The sequence below is a fragment of the Pseudomonas sp. genome (genome assembly GCF_032058845.1).
Taxonomy (GTDB): Bacteria; Pseudomonadota; Gammaproteobacteria; order Pseudomonadales; family Pseudomonadaceae; genus Aquipseudomonas.
This window is the reverse complement of the sequence record NZ_DAMCCR010000103.1, coordinates 1-15,076: the sequence shown is the minus strand read 5'-3', so window position 1 is coordinate 15,076 and position 15,076 is coordinate 1. Positions and strand designations below refer to the sequence as shown.

Below are 15,076 nucleotides of genomic sequence, written 5' to 3'. Positions count from 1 at the left end.
CCGGCCGAGCTTGCCGGCCTGCGCCTGGCCGAGCGCCTGCGCGACCGGCTGCCCTCGCTGCGCCTGGCGGTCAACGCCGGTGCCGGCAGCTTCAAGAGCCAGTTCAAGAAAGCCGACAAGAGCGGCGCGCTGTTCGCGCTGATTCTGGGCGACGACGAACTGGCCGCCGAAGTGGTTGGCTTCAAGCCCCTGCGTGGCCAGGGCGAACAACAGAACATTGCCTGGGATGCTCTGGCCGAGCACCTGGAAACCGCTATCGCGCAGGCGTGATGCGGTTCAACTGCCGAATTGCTGAGAAGGAGTATTGGGGTGTCGAGTATCGATGATGATGGCCTGGCTGGCGCCAAGGACTGGTGGAACCGCAACGGCAAGCCGTTGCTCACCGGCGCCTTGCTCGCCGCTGCGGTGGTGATGGGCTGGCAGGCCTGGCACAAGTACCAGACCAATCAGTCCCAGGGCGCCTCGAGCTTGTACCAGGCGCTGCTGGAAACCACCCTGACCCCGACCGGGACACCGGACACGGCCAAGGTGGCCGAACTGGCCGGCAAGCTCAAGAGTGACTTCGGCGGCACGCCTTACGCGCAATACGGCAGCCTGTTCGTGGCCAAGGTCGCGGTCGAGAGCGGCAAGCTCGATGACGCTGCGTCCGAGCTGAAAAGCGTGATGGACAAGCCGGCCGATGCCACCCTGGGTGAAATCTCGCGTCAGCGCCTGGCCCGTGTGCTCGCGGCGCAAGACAAGGCGGAAGAAGGCCTCAAGCTGCTCGAGGGGGATGCCGACAAGGCCTTCCTCGCCAGCCGTGAGGAGCTCAAGGGTGACCTGCTGGTGCAACTGGGACGTGCCGATGATGCGCACGGCGCCTATCAAAAGGCCAAGGCCGCGATGTCCGATGACGCCGCGACCGGTGGACTGCAATTGAAGCTGGACGACTTGGCCAAAGGGGACGCGTGACGTGATCGGTTGGAAACAAGCAGCAGTGCTGACCCTGGCCGTTCTGGCCGCGGGTTGCAGCAGCAACAGCAAGAAGGAACTGCCCCCGGCCGAACTGACCCAGTTCAACGAGGAAGTGGTACTCAAGAAGCTGTGGAGCCGTTCGATCGGTGAAGGCCAGGGTGAGAAGTACAACACCCTGGTTCCGGCCATCGAGAACGATCGCATCTTCGCCGCAGACGTGACCGGCGAGGTCTACGCGCTGAACCGCCTCACCGGCGACGTGGCCTGGGAACGAGACCTCGACCTGCCGGTCTCCGGTGCCGTCGGCGTGGGCTACGGCCTGCTGACGCTGGGCACGCTCAAGGGTGAAGTCATTGCCCTGGACGCCAGCACGGGCAAGGAACGCTGGCGCTCACGGGTGAGCAGCGAAGTGCTGGCGCCGCCCGCCAACAACGGTGACGTGGTGGTGGTGCAAACCCAGGACGATCGTTTGATCGGCCTGGACGCTGCCACTGGCGAGCGCCGCTGGATCTACGAAAGCTCCCCGGCCGTGCTGACCCTGCGCGGTACCGGCGCGCCCATCGTCACCAATCGCCTGGCCATCGCCGGCCTGTCGAGCGGTAAGGTGGTCGCGGTCGACATCCAGAACGGCGTACCGGTCTGGGAAAGCCGGGTCGCGGTGCCGCAAGGCCGTTCCGAGCTGGACCGCGTGGTGGACATCGACGGCGGCTTGCTGCTGTCCGGTGGCACGCTGTACGTCAGCACCTATCAGGGTCGGGTTGCCGGCCTGGATCTGGAAAGCGGCCGCGTGTTGTGGCAGCGCGATGCCTCGAGCTATGTCGGTGTCGCCCAGGGCTTTGGCAACGTCTACGTGAGCGAAGCCTCCGGTACGGTCGAAAGCGTCGATGAGCGTTCCTCCAGCGCGCTGTGGAGCAACGACAGCATGGCGCGTCGGCAACTGTCGGCGCCGGAAGTGTTTTCCAGCTATATCGCCGTGGGCGACTTCGAAGGCTACCTGCACCTGCTCAGCCAGGTCGACGGTCGCTTCGTCGGCCGCGAGCGCATCGACAGCGATGGATTGCGCGCCCGCCCCCTGGTGGTCGGCGATACCATTTACGTCTACGGCAACAGCGGCAAGCTCGAGGCACTGACCGTCCGCTGACGCTATGCTCAAGGTCTCGCCGACCTTGAGTCGCGGTGCTTCGAGCACCGCACGAACTCCGGCCGCTGCCCTGCAGCGGCCTTTGCATTTTCAAGAATTCACCATTGGAGAGCCGCATGGTTCCCGTAATCGCCTTGGTAGGGCGGCCGAACGTCGGCAAGTCCACCATGTTCAACCGCCTGACCAAGACCCGCGACGCCATCGTCGGGGACCTGTCGGGTCTGACCCGTGACCGCCAGTATGGCGATGCCAGCTGGCAGGGTCGTTCGTATATCCTCGTCGACACCGGTGGTATCACCGGTGATGAAGTGGGCATGGACGAGAAGATGGCCGAGCAGTCGCTGATGGCCATCGAAGAAGCCGACTATGTGCTGTTCCTGGTCGATGCCCGTGCGGGCATGACTGCGGCGGATCAGATGATCGCCGAGCACCTGCGCAAACGTAACAAGGCCGCCATCCTGGTCGCCAACAAGATCGACAACATCGACGCCGACGTCGCTCGCGCCGAGTTCTCGCCGCTGGGCATGGGCAATGCGATGCCGGTCGCCGGCGCCCAGGGCCGCGGCATGAATGCGCTCATGGAATCGGTACTGGGCCACATTCCTCGCGATGCCGAGGAAGAAGCACTGGATGCCGATGTCGCCGAGGGCGAAGAGGCGGTGCGCATTCCGGGCCCGAGCGAAAAGGATGGCATCAAGATCGCCATTATCGGCCGCCCCAACGTGGGCAAGTCGACGCTGGTCAACCGCATGCTTGGCGAAGAGCGTGTGGTGGTCTATGACGAGCCGGGCACCACCCGTGACAGCATCTACATTCCCTTCGAACGTGATGGCGAAAAGTACACCTTCATCGACACCGCCGGTGTGCGCCGGCGCGGCAAGATCCACGAGGAAGTCGAAAAATTCTCGGTGGTCAAGACGCTGCAGGCGATCAAGGACGCCAACGTCGTGGTCTTCGTCATGGATGCCCACGAAGGGGTGGTCGACCATGACCTCAACCTGCTGGGCTTCGCCCTCGAAGCCGGTCGGGCCATCGTCATCGCGCTGAACAAGTGGGACGGCATGGAGCCGGGCGAGCGTGACTACGTCAAGACCGAGCTGGAGCGTCGGCTGTTCTTCGTCGACTTCGCTGACATTCACTTCATTTCGGCGCTGCACGGCACCGGCGTTGGCAACCTGTACAAGTCGGTACAGGCCGCGTTCAAGTCGGCGGTCACCCGCTGGCCGACCAGCCGCCTCACGCAGATCCTCGAAGACGCCATCAGCGAGCACCAGCCGCCACTGGTCAATGGTCGTCGGATCAAGCTGCGCTATGCCCACCTCGGGGGCGCCAACCCGCCGCTGATCGTGATCCACGGTAACCAGACCGAGAAGATTCCGCGTTCGTACTCGCGTTACCTGGAGAACACCTACCGGCGTGTGCTCAAGCTGGTCGGTACGCCGATCCGCATCGAGTACAAGGGCGGCGAGAACCCGTTCGAGGGCAAGAAGAACACCCTCACCGACCGCCAGGTCAACAAGAAGCGCCGCTTGATGTCGCACCACAAGAAGGCCGAGAAGAAGCGCCGCGACAAACGCTGATCCGGTTGCGCATCGAGGCACAAGAAAGCGGCATGGAGTGATCCATGCCGCTTTTTCTTATGGCCCAGAGCTTGTAGCTTATAGCCCTCGGACCCCGTAGGGAGAGGGCGACATGATCCGCAGCAAACTGCCGAACGTCGGCACCACGATTTTCACCACCATGTCGCAGTTGGCGGCGCAGACCGGTGCCGTGAACCTGTCCCAGGGTTTTCCTGATTTCAACGCACCGCTGGCACTGCTCGACGCGGTCGGCCGGCATGTGGCGGCGGGTCATAACCAGTACGCGCCGATGACCGGCGTGGCGGCCTTGCGCGAGCAAGTCGCGTGCAAGGTCGCGCGGCATTACGGCGTAACGGTCGATGCCGAGCTCGAAGTGACCATTACCCCGGGCGCTACCGAAGCGATCTTCTGCGCCATTCAGGCCGTGATCCAGGCCGGTGACGAAGTCATCGTGTTCGACCCCTGTTACGACGCCTACGCGCCGGCGGTGGCCCTCGCCGGCGGGCAGTGTGTGCACCTGCAGCTGAGCGGTGACGATTTTCGCATCGATTGGCAGGCGTTCGCAGAGGCCCTGAGCCCACGCACACGGCTGGTGATTCTCAATGCGCCGCACAATCCCAGCGGCGCCCTGATCACCCGCGCAGACCTCGACCAGTTGGCGCAGCTGACTGCCGAGCGCGACCTCTACCTGATCAGCGACGAAGTCTACGAGCACCTGGTCTACGACGGTGCCCAGCACGTCAGCGTACTGGCCCATGAACAGCTCTATGCGCGCGCCTTCGTGGTCAGTTCGTTTGGCAAGAGCTACCACGTGACCGGCTGGAAGACCGGCTATGTGATCGCCCCGCCGGCGCTGAGCGTGGAGCTGCGCAAGGTGCACCAGTACGTCAACTTCTGTGGTGTGACGCCGTTGCAGCACGCGCTGGCTGACTTCATGGCCGAACAGCCCGAGTATCTTGACCAACTGCCGGCGTTCTATCAGGCCAAGCGCGACCTGTTCTGCGACTTGCTGCAAGGCTCGCGCTTTCGCTTCACGCGCACGCCGGGCACGTATTTCCAGCTGGTCGACTATTCGGCGATCCGCCCTGACCTGAATGATGTCGAGATGGCCCAGTGGCTGACCCGTGAACATGGCGTGGCCAGTATTCCGATCTCGGTGTTCTACCAGCAACCTGTCGCCGAGCAACGGCTGCTTCGCCTGTGCTTCGCCAAACGTGAGGAGACGCTGCAGCACGCAGCGGAGAAACTATGCGCGATCTGAGCCAATTGCCCGACCTGAACATCGCTCTGGTGCAGACCCGCCTGGCCTGGCAGGACCGCCAGGCGAATTACGAACACTTCGAGACGTTGCTGCAGCAGGCCGCCGGCGCTGACCTGATCGTGCTCCCGGAAATGTTCACCACCGGGTTTTCCATGGAATCGGAGCGTCTGGCCGAGCCGGAGAACGGGCCAACCAGCAAATGGCTCAAGGCCCAGGCGAAGAAGCTCGACGCCGTGGTCACCGGCAGTGTGATCATCCGCGCCGCCGACGGCAGCCACCGTAACCGCCTGCTCTGGGCACGCCCCGATGGCGAGGTGCTGCACTACGACAAACGCCACCTGTTCCGCATGGCCGGTGAGCACAAGCACTACACGCCCGGCGAGCGCCAGGTGCAGTTCGAGCTCAAGGGCTGGCGCATTCGTCCGCTGATCTGCTACGACCTGCGCTTCCCGGTGTGGAGCCGCGATGCGACCGACACCGATCTGCTGCTGTACACCGCCAACTGGCCTGCCGCGCGGCGCCTGCATTGGAATCGGCTGCTCCCTGCACGGGCCATCGAAAACTTGTGTTTCGTCGCGGCCGTGAATTGCGTGGGCACCGACGGCAAGGGCTTTGCCTACACCGGTGACAGCCAGGTGCTGGACTTCCAGGGCGAAAGCCTGCTGAGCGCAGGGGAGGCAGACGGAGTGTTCATGATCGAGCTTCGCGCAGCCGAGCTGGCGGCCTATCGCAGCCGATTTCCGGCCAATCTGGATGCCGACCGTTTCAGCCTTGAACATTGACGCGAGGGGCACGTGGCGGGCGGCCTGATGGAACCCTGCACAAGCGGCGGAGGTTGAGCGAGGGGTGGGGGGAGCCGCTGCGAGGGGAGGAACGCTACCCTCAGCGGTCACAGGCATCAAGGGCTGCCGAGCAGTCCTTGATGCCTGCATCAGTCAGACGTAGAACGCTTTCAGCGGCGGGAAGCCGTTGAATTCCACCGCGCTGTAGCTGGTGGTGTAGGCGCCGGTCGACAGCCAGTACAGGCGGTCACCGATGGCCAGGTTCAGCGGCAGGCCGTACTTGTACTGCTCGTACATGATGTCGGCGCTGTCGCAGGTAGGGCCCGCGATGACCACTTCTTCCATCTCGCCTTTCTTCTCGGTCCAGATCGGGAACTTGATGGACTCGTCCATGGTTTCGATCAGGCCCGAGAACTTGCCCACGTCGGTGTACACCCAGCGCTCGACCGCCGTGCGCGACTTGCGTGCTACCAGCACCACTTCACTGACCAGAATGCCGGCGTTGGCGATCAGCGAGCGACCCGGCTCCAGGATGATTTCCGGCAGGTCGTCACCGAAGTCTTCCTTGAGGAAGCGGATGATTTCCTCGGCGTAGGTTTCCAGGCTGTTGGTGCGGGTAATGTAGTTGGCCGGGAAACCGCCGCCCATGTTGATCAGCTTCAGCTCGATGCCGTCTTCTTCCTTCAGCCGCTCGAAGATCACCTTGACCTTGGCGATGGCCGCGTCCCAGACGCTGATGTCGCGCTGCTGCGAACCGACGTGGAACGAGATGCCGTACGGCACCAGGCCCAGGTCACGGGCCAGGATCAGCAGGTCCATGGCCATGTCGGTCTGGCAGCCGAACTTGCGCGACAGCGGCCAGTCAGCCGTGGTAGAGCCTTCGGTGAGGATCCGCACATACACTTTCGAACCCGGCGCGGCCTTGGCGATGTTGCGCAGGTCGGCTTCGGAGTCGGTGGCGTACAGGCGCACGCCCTTCTCGAAGAAGTAGCGGATGTCCTTGGACTTCTTGATGGTGTTGCCGTAGCTGATGCGGTCGGCGCTCACACCCTGGTTCATCACCTTGTCCAGCTCGTAGATCGAGGCGATGTCGAAGTTCGAGCCCTTGTCCTTGAGCAGGTCGATGATCTCGACGGCAGGGTTGGCCTTGACGGCGTAGTAGACCTTGGCGAATTCGAACCCGGCGCGCAGGTCGTCGTAGGCCTGGCTGATCATCTGCGTGTCGATGACCACGAACGGGGTTTCCTGCTTGTCGGCGAACGCCTTCATCTTGGTGAAAGTGTCACGTGCGAAATAGTCTTCGACTTGAATCGACATACTCAGGGACTCCATGGGCAAACGGAATGAATAAGTGGTTGCAGACGAACGCCCTCCGTATCCCCACGTTGGTTGGCTCGCCGCAGCCTTGGAAAGCGCAGCTTCGAGCCGGATGGATCGTTTCCAGCATGGACGTTCGGCGCGCACTGTAGGGCGTGGAGACCGGGGAATCAACAGGCGAATCCGGCCAGCGCCCTGAGTTACCGACTGGCTCGGCGGGCAGATGTTCCAGTGGGATCGGCAGGCGTTAAATATTGTGGAAGGGCCTGTGTAGGAGCGGCTTCAGCCGCGATGGCCGACGCAGTCGGCCGAATCGGGCGAATGCGTTACCTCATGGGGCATGCGCTGCCTTGACAGGGGCTGCTGCGCAGCCCATCGCGGCTGAAGCCGCTCCCACAGGGGGCGTCCGGTGTGCATATTTATGGCCACGATTTCCTCTCGAACTGCAGAGGAAATCGACCATAAATTTTTTGTTACCGACTCAGGAAGCGACCGCTTCAGCTGGCGAGACGATGCTCGTCTTCGCCCCACGCGAACGCCCTGAACTCAGGTAAGCCGCGATGGACTCCTGCGTCACCTCACCGAGGAACACCTGCTCGGCGTCGAGCACCGGCAGCCAGGCGCGGTTGAACTCGTACATGCGCGACAACAGGATGCGCAGGTGTTCGTCATACGACGCCGTGGCGTTGAACGGGCGCAGGAAGTCGGCGCAGGTGCCTTGCTGGCGGTGCATGTCGCGGCGGCGCACATAGCCCAGGGCCTTGTTCTCGGCGTCGGTCACCACCACGTAGCGGCGGTCATGTTCGTCGAGCAGCTCCAGGGCGTCGGCCACTGGCGTTTGCGGGCTCACCGAAGGCGCGTTGTCGGCGGCGTCTTCGGCTTTGACCAGGAGCAGGCGTTTTAGCGTGCTGTCCTGGCCGACGAAGCTGCTGACGAATTCATCCGCCGGGTGGGCGAGCAGGGTGTCGGGGTGGTCGAGCTGCAGCAGCTTGCCGGCGCGGAAGATGGCGATCTTGTCGCCCAGCTTGATCGCTTCGTCGATGTCATGGCTGACCATGATCACGGTCTTGTTCAAGGCCCGCTGCATCTCGAAGAACTCGTTCTGGATCATCTCGCGGTTGATCGGGTCGACCGCACCGAACGGCTCGTCCATGAGCAACACCGGCGCATCGGCGGCCAGTGCGCGGATCACGCCGATTCGCTGCTGCTGGCCACCGGACAGCTCGCGCGGGTAGCGCTGCAGGTACTGCTTGGGTTCGAGCTTGATCATGCTCATCAGCTCGCGGGCGCGGTCATGGCAGCGCTGCTTGTCCCAGCCCAGCAGGCGTGGCACCACGGTGATGTTTTCCTCGATGGTCATGTTCGGGAACAGGCCGATCTGCTGGATCACATAGCCGATGTGCCGGCGCAGGGTCACTTCGTCCAGCCCGGTGGTGTCTTCGCCATTGATGAACACCTGGCCACGGGTGGGCACGATCAGCCGGTTGATCATCTTCAGCGTGGTGCTCTTGCCGCAACCCGATGGCCCGAGGAACACGCAGATTTCGCCTTCATTGACGGTCAGGTTCACATCGTCGACGGCCTTGATCTCTTTACCGTTGGCGGTGAAGGTCTTGCTGAGGTTTTTCAGTTCGATCATGAGCGCAGTCCTTCTGGAGTCAGGGCACGTTGCAGGGTTTGCAGGAGCAGGTCGGCGAGGATGGCCAGCAGGCTGACCAGTACGGCGCCGACGACCAGCATCGACATGTCGCTGCGGCTGATGGAGGTGAGGATGAGCACGCCCAGGCCGCCTGCGCCGATGGTGGCGGCGATCGTCATCACGCCGATGTTCATCACCACGGCGGTGCGCACACCGGCCAGGATCACCGGTACGGCAATCGGCAGCTCGACCATGCGCAGGCGTTGGCCGAAGGTCATGCCGATGCCGCGGGCTGCTTCACGGATGCCCGGTTCGACGCTGGTCAGGGCCAGGTAGGTGTTGCGCAGGATCGGCAGCAGTGAATAGAGGAACACCGCGGTGATGGCCGGCAACGGGCCCAGGCCCTGGCCGAACTTGGAATAGAACGGCAGCAGCAGGCCGAACAGGGCGATGGCCGGTACCGTCAGCAGTACGGTGGCGCCAGCCTGTACGGGGCCGGCCACGGCAGGGAAACGCGTCATCAGGATGCCCAGCGGCACGCCGACGATGATCGCCAGGGTCACCGCGATGCCGACCAGGGTGATGTGTTGCCAGGTCAGGTGCAGCACTTGCGCCCAGTCCAGGTGAGCAAAGGTGTCGAGGAAGTTCATGGCTTGGCCTCGCTGAAAGGATGATCCCGCAGGAAGGCGGCTGCCACGCGGGTCGGGCTCTGGTGCTCGACATCGACCTGGGCGTTGAGTGTGCGCATGGTCTGGTCGTCGAGTGCTTCGGCCAGTGGCTTGAGCAGCCCGGCCAGTTGCGGGTTGGCCTTGAGCACCTCGGTGCGCAGTACGGGCGCTGCGGTGTAGTCGGGGAAGTAGTGCAGGTCGTCGTCGAGCAGCTTGAGGTGGAAGGCGTTCAGGCGGCCGTCGGTGGTGTAGACCAGGCCCGCGAACACTTGATTGTTGCGCATCGCGGTGTAGACCAGGCCGCTGTCCATCTGGCGGATGTTGCGCCGGTCCAGTGGCATGTCGTACAGCTCGCGCAGGCCCACCAGGCCATCGGGGCGGTTGGCGAACTCGGTGTCCAGGGCCACCAGATGGGTGCGCTCGGACTCATCCTTCAAGACCCGCGTCAGGTCGCTGATGCTGTTGATCTGCGGGTAGTTCTCGGCCACTTTCTGCGGCAGGCCCAGCGCATAGGTATTGCTGAATTTCGAGGGCGTGAGCCAGGTCAGGCCTTTCTGCGCATCCAGCTGCTTGACCTTGTCGTAGGTCGCCTCTGGGCTAGGCATGCGTTCCTCGATGTGGTTGTAGGACACCAGCGAGACCCCGGTGTATTCCCAGAGCATGTCGAGCTGGCCGGTTTCCTGGGCCTGACGGGCGATGTTGCTGCCCAGCCCCGAAGTGATGCGCACGTCGAAGCCGTTCGCACGCAGGTACTGGGCGGTGATTTCGGCGAGCACGGTCTGTTCGGTGAACACCCGCGCACCGATGCGGATCAGCGGTTTTTCGGCGGCCTGGGCGAATCCTGCGAACAGCAGGGCCGCGCCCAGCAGCAAGGCGATGGTTCTTTTCATGGACATCCTCTCTTATCGGGCCAGGCCGCGTTCCAGCCAGCGCCGGCTGGAGAAACTCACCAGCGCATCGAGCAACAGCGCCAGCAATGCGGTGCACGCAGCGCCCAGCAACAGTTGCGGCTGATTGTTCAGGGCGATGCCGGGGAAAATGAGACTCCCCAAGCTGTTCGCGCCGATCAGGAACGACAGCGGCGCAGTGCCGACATTCAGCGCCAGGGCGACCCGCACCCCGCCAACGATGATCGGCACGGCATTGGGCATCTCGACCTGCCAGAGTTGCTGACGCGGCGTCATGCCGATACCGGTGGCGGCTTCCTTGAGCGAGGCGGGGACGTTTTTCAGGCCTTCGTAGGTGTTGCGCACGATGGGCAGGAGAGAGGCGAGGAACAGGGCGAAGATCGCAGGGCCTGCGCCGATGCCCAGAACGCTGAGCGCGATGGCCAGAACGGCCAGGGGAGGAATGGTGTTGCCAACGTTGAAGAACTGCATGAAGCGCTCGGCTTTGTCGACCCGCTGCGGTCGACTCAAGGCAATGCCGGCCGGGATGCCCACGGCCAGTGCCGCCGCCATCGAAGCCAGAACCAGTACCAGGTGCGCTTGCAGGTAGAAACCGAGATCGCCCCGGTAGCGGGCGATTGTATCGAGGCCGATCCAGTGGATCAGCAGGGCCAGGATGATGAGCACGGTGGCCCATCCCAGCAGCCCTTTTCCGTAGCGTTCAGCCACAGGTGGACTCCTTTTTTTTGTCGGCGAACGCACTGTTCTGGGCCAGCCATTGCTGGCGGCAGGCAGTGGGGTCGCGAGAAGCAGCGCGGTGCCTGGGGGAGGCAGCAAAACACGCCATGAGCCAAGCCTCGTCAGGCTTGTGAAGCAGGTGTTTACAGCCCTGTAGCACACGGTGCAGCAGGGAAGTGGACGTCTCGCAGGGCGCAAAGGTTCCCATGCCAGACGGCATTTGGCCAGCGTTAATCCACTAGTTGGCACGGCAAAAGGCAGGATAAAAAGGTGCTGGAAGGGGGTTCAGGCCAGTGAAAACACTGCTTTGACGGGTATTGTCCGACAGCGCCTGCCGCAGGCTTGCAACTGCGCTGCGGACCTTGGCGCAAACGATCTTCAGCCGCCGCACAGCTTTGGTCTGTGGCGCAGATCAGGTATGATACCGCCCCTTTTTCGAAGACCCAGTCAGGCGATTTCCCATGACCCATCAGGCCGCCGAAGTCGCGAAGCGCCGCACTTTCGCCATCATCTCCCACCCCGACGCCGGTAAGACCACCATCACCGAGAAACTCTTGCTGATGGGCAAGGCCATTGCCGTCGCCGGTACCGTGAAGTCGCGCAAGTCCGACCGCCACGCCACCTCCGACTGGATGGAAATGGAGAAGCAGCGCGGTATCTCCATCACCACCTCGGTGATGCAGTTCCCCTACCGCGAGCAGATGATCAACCTGCTCGACACCCCCGGTCACGAAGACTTCTCCGAAGACACCTACCGCACCCTGACCGCCGTCGACTCCGCGTTGATGGTGCTCGACGGCGGCAAGGGCGTCGAGCCGCGGACCATCGCCCTGATGGATGTGTGCCGCCTGCGCGACACGCCGATCGTGAGCTTCATCAACAAGCTCGACCGCGACATCCGCGACCCCATCGAGCTGCTCGATGAAATCGAAGCGGTGTTGAAGATCAAGGCGGCGCCGATCACCTGGCCGATCGGTTGCTACCGCGATTTCAAAGGCGTGTATCACCTGACGGGTGACTACATCATCGTCTATACCCCAGGCCACGGGCATGAGCGTACCGAAACCAAGATCATCGAGAAGCTGGACTCCGATGAAGCCCGCGCGCACCTCGGTGATCAGTACGACAGCTTCGTCGAGCAGCTGGAACTGGTGCAGGGCGCCTGCCACGCGTTCAACCAGGACGAGTTCATCAATGGCCAGCTGACCCCGGTGTTCTTCGGCACCGCGCTGGGCAACTTCGGCGTCGATCACGTGCTGGACGCCGTGGTGGACTGGGCGCCGCGTCCGCTGGCGCGGGTTGCCAATGAGCGCACCGTGGAGCCGGTCGAAGAGAAATTCAGCGGTTTCGTGTTCAAGATCCAGGCCAACATGGACCCCAAGCACCGCGACCGTATCGCCTTCATGCGGATCTGCTCCGGCCGCTACGAAAAGGGCATGAAAATGCGCCATGTGCGCCTGGGCAAGGACTTGCGCATCGGCGATGCCCTGACGTTCTTCTCGTCCGAGCGCGAACAGCTCGAAGAAGCCTATGCCGGCGACATCATCGGCCTGCACAACCACGGCACCATTCAGATCGGCGATACCTTCAGCGAAGGTGAAGTGCTCGGTTTCACCGGTATTCCGCACTTTGCGCCCGAGCTGTTCCGCCGCGTGCGCCTGAAAGACCCGCTCAAGTCCAAGCAGTTGCGCCAAGGCCTGCAGCAGTTGGCCGAAGAGGGCGCCACCCAGGTGTTCTTCCCCGAGCGCAGCAACGACATCATCCTCGGCGCCGTCGGTGTGCTGCAGTTCGATGTGGTCGCCAGCCGCTTGAAAGAGGAATACAAGGTCGAGTGCGCCTACGAGCCGATCACCGTGTGGTCGGCGCGCTGGATCACCTGCGACGACAAGAAGAAGCTCGAAGAATTCGAGAACAAGGCCATCGAGAACCTGGCCATCGATGGCGGCGGCCACCTCACCTACCTGGCCCCGACGCGGGTAAACCTGGCGTTGATGGAAGAGCGCTGGCCCGATGTGAAATTCCGGGCCACGCGCGAGCACCATTGATCGTCTGTAGGCGCGGCCGCTCCCACAGGATTTCTATCGTGTTCGGCACGCGCATTTCTTCAGAAAAATGCGGTCGGTGTAGGAGCGGCTTCAGCCGCGATGGCCGGCAACGCCGGCCTGACTCAAGCAACGCGCAATAGCAGGCAGACAGTGATCGCAGTCTTGGGTCGGCTCCGCCGGCCATTGCGGCTAACCGGAGCGCCGAACCGGCCGCGCCTACAAGGCGCTGGTCATTCCTGTGGGGTCAGTTTCCCGATTTGATGCTGGTCCAGATCCGCGTACGGATGCGGTCGATCTTCGCCGGCATCGATTCGAGTGCAAACAGTTTGCTCATCCCATCGTCGCTCGGGTAGATCATGGTGTTCTGCGTCAGCTCGGGTTTGACCAGCGCATTGGCCTTGGCGTTGCCGTTGGCGTACTGCACCGAGTTGCTGATGTTGGCCATCACGTCAGGCTGCAACAGGTAGTTCATATAGGCGTAAGCCTGTTTCTCGTCCGGCGCATCGACCGGCATCGCAACCATGTCGAACCACAGCGGCGCACCTTCCTTGGGGATCGAGTACCCCACTTTCACGCCGTTCTTCGCTTCTTCGGCGCGGTTCTTGGCCTGCAACACGTCGCCAGAGAAGCCTACGACCACGCACACATCGCCGTTGGCCAGGTCGCCGGTGTACTTGGAGGAGTGGAAGTAGCTGATGTACGGCCGCACCTTCATCAGCAGTGCCTTGGCCTTTTCATAGTCTTCAGGCTTCTGACTGTGGTGCGGCAGGCCCAGGTAGTTGAGGGCGATCGGCAGTAGCTCCGGGCCGTTGTCGAGCATGGCCACCCCACAGCCCTTGAGCTTGCTCAGGTACTCGGGCTTGAAGATCAGGTCCCACGAATCCAGCGGCGCGCTGTCGCCCAGCACGGCCTTGACCTTGTCGATGTTGTAGCCGATGCCGGTGCTGCCCCACAGGTACGGAAAGCCGTACTGGTTACCCGGGTCGTTCACCTCCAGCACCTTGAGCAGGCGCGGGTCCAGGTTCTGCCAGTTCGGCAGTTGCGCCTTGTCGAGCCGCTTCAGGGCCTTGCCCTGGATCTGCCGAGCCATGAAGTGGTTGGAAGGAAACACCACGTCGTAACCGGAGTTGCCGGTCATCAGCTTGCCGTCGAGGGTCTCGTTGCTGTCGTAGACGTCATAGGTGGGCACGATGCCGGTGGCTTTCTGGAAGTTCTGCAGCGTGTCCGGGGCGATGTAGCTGGACCAGTTGTAAATCTTCACCGATTCGGCGGCATTGGCCACACCAGCGGCGAGCAACAGCGGAGCGATAAGGAGTGTGCGCATGTCCGGTTTACCTTGCTGGGTTTGTTGTTATTGAAGAACGGCAGGCGATCAGCGGATCAGAACATCAGTACGTAGGTCTTGCGCACGGTCTCCTGGATGTCCCAGGTGCCCGTGCTGTTGGCCGGTAGCAGCAGGGCGTCGCCGGCTTCTATGAAGAGCTGCTCGCCATCATCGGGGGTGAAGGTGCAGCGGCCCTTGATGAAGTGGCAGAACTCCTGCTGCACGATCTGCCGCCGCCAGCGACCCGGGGTGCATTCCCAGATGCCGGTTTCCACGCCGTCGCCGCGCTCGACGCAGGTGACCGAGGTCACTGCCACCGGCTCGCCTAACGGGACGGCAACGGGGTTGGACGTTTCCAGCACAGCGCGCTCGGTGTGTTTGAACTGGATGATGCTCATGGCTGCGAGGTCTCCTGTGACAGTGGGTGCAACTCAATGCATGAAGCTTTCCATGAATTCGGCCAGGCGCCTGGCCAGGCGCCGGCGCCAGACCGGGCTGGCCGGGTTGGCGAGGACGCGGTCCTCAAGGATGAAACTCTGGATGATCGCGTTGTAGCCCAGCCAGCGGCACGGTTCAGGCGGCCAGCTGGCCAGGCTCGACAGCGGCCGGTTGTCGTGTACCCAAGGCTGGGCGGTGAGTGCGTTGTGCTGGCCGAGGATCAGCGCGGCCAGGGTGCGGCCGCCCAGGTTGCTGGCGCCGACGCCTTCGCCGCCATAGCCCCCGGCCAGGGCCAGGCCGCG

Annotated in this window: 14 protein-coding genes and 1 pseudogene; 7 read left to right on the top strand and 8 right to left on the bottom strand. The window is 63.0% G+C overall.

The window, feature by feature from the left end; translation table 11 throughout:
* From RT028_RS16860 to RT028_RS16835, 6 genes are all read left to right on the top strand, one after another.
* Positions 1-270 (top strand): His/Gly/Thr/Pro-type tRNA ligase C-terminal domain-containing protein (locus RT028_RS16860; protein ID WP_312936255.1); only part of this gene is annotated, 270 nt, incomplete at its 5' end.
* A gap of 39 nt (positions 271-309) precedes the next feature.
* Positions 310-951: a tetratricopeptide repeat protein gene (locus RT028_RS16855; protein ID WP_312936254.1), complete on the top strand. Its 642-nt coding sequence runs from the start codon at positions 310-312 to the stop codon at positions 949-951.
* A gap of 1 nt (position 952) precedes the next feature.
* Positions 953-2,095 carry an outer membrane protein assembly factor BamB gene (bamB, locus tag RT028_RS16850; RefSeq protein WP_312936253.1) on the top strand — a complete coding sequence of 381 codons (1,143 nt, stop codon included), beginning with the start codon at positions 953-955 and terminating at the stop codon, positions 2,093-2,095.
* Positions 2,096-2,211: 116 nt separating this feature from the next.
* Positions 2,212-3,675, top strand: a complete 1,464-nt coding sequence (gene der / locus RT028_RS16845) for a ribosome biogenesis GTPase Der (RefSeq protein WP_312936252.1) — start codon at positions 2,212-2,214, stop codon at positions 3,673-3,675.
* A gap of 112 nt (positions 3,676-3,787) precedes the next feature.
* Positions 3,788-4,936, top strand: a complete 1,149-nt coding sequence (locus tag RT028_RS16840; protein ID WP_312936251.1) for a pyridoxal phosphate-dependent aminotransferase — start codon at positions 3,788-3,790, stop codon at positions 4,934-4,936.
* The gene (locus RT028_RS16835) at positions 4,924-5,718 is read left to right on the top strand and encodes an amidohydrolase (protein WP_312936250.1); all 795 of its coding nucleotides are present in this window, start codon (positions 4,924-4,926) and stop codon (positions 5,716-5,718) included. Before RT028_RS16840 ends, RT028_RS16835 begins: the two co-directional genes overlap by 13 nt.
* A gap of 153 nt (positions 5,719-5,871) precedes the next feature.
* On the opposite strand, the gene RT028_RS16830 is transcribed toward RT028_RS16835, so the two are convergent.
* The 5 genes from RT028_RS16830 to RT028_RS16810 all read right to left on the bottom strand — a co-directional run bounded on the left by RT028_RS16830 (position 5,872) and on the right by RT028_RS16810 (position 10,958).
* Positions 5,872-7,035 carry a type III PLP-dependent enzyme gene (locus tag RT028_RS16830; RefSeq protein WP_312936249.1) on the bottom strand — a complete coding sequence of 388 codons (1,164 nt, stop codon included), beginning with the start codon at positions 7,033-7,035 and terminating at the stop codon, positions 5,872-5,874.
* A 481-nt stretch (positions 7,036-7,516) separates the two neighbouring features.
* Positions 7,517-8,674: an ABC transporter ATP-binding protein gene (locus RT028_RS16825; protein ID WP_312936248.1), complete on the bottom strand. Its 1,158-nt coding sequence runs from the start codon at positions 8,672-8,674 to the stop codon at positions 7,517-7,519.
* Positions 8,671-9,324: an ABC transporter permease gene (locus tag RT028_RS16820; protein ID WP_312936247.1), complete on the bottom strand. Its 654-nt coding sequence runs from the start codon at positions 9,322-9,324 to the stop codon at positions 8,671-8,673. Before RT028_RS16820 ends, RT028_RS16825 begins: the two co-directional genes overlap by 4 nt.
* Positions 9,321-10,232 carry a glycine betaine ABC transporter substrate-binding protein gene (locus tag RT028_RS16815; protein ID WP_312936246.1) on the bottom strand — a complete coding sequence of 304 codons (912 nt, stop codon included), beginning with the start codon at positions 10,230-10,232 and terminating at the stop codon, positions 9,321-9,323. Before RT028_RS16815 ends, RT028_RS16820 begins: the two co-directional genes overlap by 4 nt.
* Positions 10,233-10,244: 12 nt before the next feature.
* Positions 10,245-10,958 carry an ABC transporter permease gene (locus RT028_RS16810; protein ID WP_312936245.1) on the bottom strand — a complete coding sequence of 238 codons (714 nt, stop codon included), beginning with the start codon at positions 10,956-10,958 and terminating at the stop codon, positions 10,245-10,247.
* A gap of 470 nt (positions 10,959-11,428) precedes the next feature.
* Between RT028_RS16810 and RT028_RS16805 the strand changes: the two genes are divergently transcribed.
* The gene (locus RT028_RS16805) at positions 11,429-13,012 is read left to right on the top strand and encodes a peptide chain release factor 3 (protein ID WP_312936244.1); all 1,584 of its coding nucleotides are present in this window, start codon (positions 11,429-11,431) and stop codon (positions 13,010-13,012) included.
* A 244-nt stretch (positions 13,013-13,256) separates the two neighbouring features.
* Here the strand turns inward: RT028_RS16805 and RT028_RS16800 are convergent, their stop codons facing one another.
* The 3 genes and pseudogenes from RT028_RS16800 to RT028_RS16790 all read right to left on the bottom strand — a co-directional run.
* Positions 13,257-14,336 carry a polyamine ABC transporter substrate-binding protein gene (locus tag RT028_RS16800; protein WP_312936243.1) on the bottom strand — a complete coding sequence of 360 codons (1,080 nt, stop codon included), beginning with the start codon at positions 14,334-14,336 and terminating at the stop codon, positions 13,257-13,259.
* Positions 14,337-14,392: 56 nt separating this feature from the next.
* A complete protein-coding gene (locus RT028_RS16795; RefSeq protein WP_312936242.1) occupies positions 14,393-14,734 on the bottom strand; it encodes a cupin domain-containing protein in 342 nt (113 codons plus the stop codon).
* A 33-nt stretch (positions 14,735-14,767) separates the two neighbouring features.
* Positions 14,768-15,076: pseudogene (locus RT028_RS16790) on the bottom strand (FAD-dependent oxidoreductase); the annotation flags it as partial.

What these genes read in the sequence shown, in the direction of transcription:
- der (WP_312936252.1), top strand. Translation starts at nt 2,212, where the DNA reads ATGGTTCCCGTAATCGCCTTGGTAGGGCGGCCGAACGTCGGCAAGTCC.
- RT028_RS16840 (WP_312936251.1), top strand. Translation starts at nt 3,788, where the DNA reads ATGATCCGCAGCAAACTGCCGAACGTCGGCACCACGATTTTCACCACC.
- RT028_RS16835 (WP_312936250.1), top strand. Translation starts at nt 4,924, where the DNA reads ATGCGCGATCTGAGCCAATTGCCCGACCTGAACATCGCTCTGGTGCAG.
- RT028_RS16830 (WP_312936249.1), bottom strand. Translation starts at nt 7,035, where the DNA reads ATGTCGATTCAAGTCGAAGACTATTTCGCACGTGACACTTTCACCAAG.
- RT028_RS16825 (WP_312936248.1), bottom strand. Translation starts at nt 8,674, where the DNA reads ATGATCGAACTGAAAAACCTCAGCAAGACCTTCACCGCCAACGGTAAA.
- RT028_RS16820 (WP_312936247.1), bottom strand. Translation starts at nt 9,324, where the DNA reads ATGAACTTCCTCGACACCTTTGCTCACCTGGACTGGGCGCAAGTGCTG.
- RT028_RS16815 (WP_312936246.1), bottom strand. Translation starts at nt 10,232, where the DNA reads ATGAAAAGAACCATCGCCTTGCTGCTGGGCGCGGCCCTGCTGTTCGCA.
- RT028_RS16805 (WP_312936244.1), top strand. Translation starts at nt 11,429, where the DNA reads ATGACCCATCAGGCCGCCGAAGTCGCGAAGCGCCGCACTTTCGCCATC.
- RT028_RS16800 (WP_312936243.1), bottom strand. Translation starts at nt 14,336, where the DNA reads ATGCGCACACTCCTTATCGCTCCGCTGTTGCTCGCCGCTGGTGTGGCC.
- RT028_RS16795 (WP_312936242.1), bottom strand. Translation starts at nt 14,734, where the DNA reads ATGAGCATCATCCAGTTCAAACACACCGAGCGCGCTGTGCTGGAAACG.